The sequence below is a fragment of the Sphingomonas sp. NFR04 genome (genome assembly GCF_900114095.1).
Taxonomy (GTDB): Bacteria; Pseudomonadota; Alphaproteobacteria; order Sphingomonadales; family Sphingomonadaceae; genus Sphingomonas.
Genome location: NZ_FORV01000017.1, coordinates 1 through 1,686, shown reverse-complemented (window position 1 = coordinate 1,686; position 1,686 = coordinate 1). Strand labels below are relative to the sequence as shown.

The 1,686-nt window shown below is 62.9% G+C and carries 3 protein-coding genes; 1 reads left to right on the top strand and 2 read right to left on the bottom strand.

Going from position 1 to position 1,686, the window contains the following annotated elements; genetic code table 11:
* The coding region (locus BM009_RS22055; RefSeq protein ID WP_175488174.1) for a class I SAM-dependent methyltransferase at positions 1 to 569 on the bottom strand (569 nt) is incomplete at its 3' end.
* 67 nt (positions 570 to 636) lie between these two features.
* Here BM009_RS22055 and BM009_RS22050 point away from each other — a divergent pair.
* Positions 637 to 1,047 (top strand): helix-turn-helix domain-containing protein, encoded by a 411-nt coding sequence (locus tag BM009_RS22050; protein WP_093299824.1) that lies wholly within the window; start codon positions 637 to 639, stop codon positions 1,045 to 1,047.
* A 186-nt stretch (positions 1,048 to 1,233) separates the two neighbouring features.
* Here the strand turns inward: BM009_RS22050 and BM009_RS23275 are convergent.
* Positions 1,234 to 1,686 (bottom strand): helix-turn-helix domain-containing protein (locus BM009_RS23275; protein WP_368085951.1); only part of this gene is annotated, 453 nt, incomplete at its 5' end.

The following is a 1,686-nucleotide window of genomic DNA, read 5'->3' as shown; positions in this document are numbered from 1 at the left end:
TGGCCAGGTGCTTCGGGGTTGGCCTCGGGCTCATCCTTCCACCCGAGCAGCGGCCCCGCCGCGCGTTCCGCCGCCGTCATGAAGGGGTTTTCCTCCCGGCCGCGCCATACCACGCAGGTCATCGTGCCGCCGGTGCGCACTGCGGCGCCGATATTCGCGAAGGCTGCGATAGGATCGTCGAAGAACATGACCCCGAAGCGCGACACCACGGCGTCGAAGGTATCGGATGGAAAGCGATGGCGCTGCACATCTCCAGCGATAAAGCGCACGTTATGCGCACCTGTCGCAAGGGCTCGCTGGCGTGCGCGGTCTAGCATCACCTCCGACACATCGACGCCAGTGCAATGCGCCGACGGCCCCAGCCTGTCAGCCAGCGCCAGTGTGATGGCTCCGGTGCCGCAGCCTATATCGAGCACCGCCTGTGCAGGCTCGGTCGTCACGTTATCGAGCAGCATCCGCTCGAACGGCAGGAACAACCGATCGAGTATCGGCTGAAGGTCCACCCAGACGTTTCCACGCTGCTTGTTCCAGCCAAGCCCGCCGCTGTCCTGATCGTGATCGTGGTTCACTGGCTTATCCTTGATGCGGTTGGTGATTCGCTGCACGGTGCCACTTCAAGTCAGCTTGAGGTCAAGGATGGGATTGATCGATATTGCCGAGGTCGCGCGCCGTTCCGGCCTCCCGGCCTCTACCTTGCGCTATTACGAACAACAGGAACTGATTGAGTCACTTGGCCGCCGGGGGCTGCGGCGTACGTTTGCCGCCGACGTGATCGACCGGCTGTCGCTGATCGCGCTGGGCCGGTCCGCCGGCTTGTCGCTTGGCGAGATTGGCGGGATGCTGAGCCCCGATGGCGAGATTCGGATCGATCGTGGGCTACTCGCCGCGAAGGCGGATGAGATCGATCGCACTATTAGGAAGTTGGAGACGCTTCGCGACGGTCTTCGAGGTGCAGCGCGTTGCCCAGCGCCCAGCCATGCCGAATGTCCTACCTTTCGCCGCCTGCAAGGAGCCGCCCTGGGTAGCCGCCGCGGGCACAGAGAATAGCTCGGCAGGATCAAAGTAGCGCGCGCCTTCGCGGACTTCTGCTTCCGCCGGAAACCGTCATTCGAACTGCCCGCCTCTGATGGCGGCATTGTCCCAAATTCAGACTGTCACGCAGGCCACTTTTAGCAAGGCCCCAAAGCTCAGACCCTAGCCAAAGCTAGGACAGCAGAACGACATAAGATGGGATCAACGAACCACGTCGAGCTGGTCGTCTCGATCATAGAGGGCCGAAATCATACGCTCAACAACAAGGTCTTCAGCTTTTCCCCGCCTCCCCTCGTCCGCCGATGACAGATCGCATCGAACCGCCTCGGGGGTCGAGGCAAGGCTCGCCGTCAAAATGGCATTGGCCAGAAACGGGTGCATCACCTCGGCTAAGGGGGGCCGGGCGCCGTCGCCCGCGGTGGGGCCGCCACGCTGAAGCAACGCGTCGATGCTGGTCATCGGCACGAGCGTGATCGCGCCTACCTTGATCACCCCGATCTCGCCGGCCTTGATCAACTCGTAGAACTTCGACCGGCCGATGCCGGTGATGCGGCAGGCATCAGCAATCCGCAGCGTGATGGGCGACAGATCGGCATTCGGCCGACGCGGAGTAGGGCGCATGGTATGCTCCTTCATCTGCCCCTCCCCTGTTCT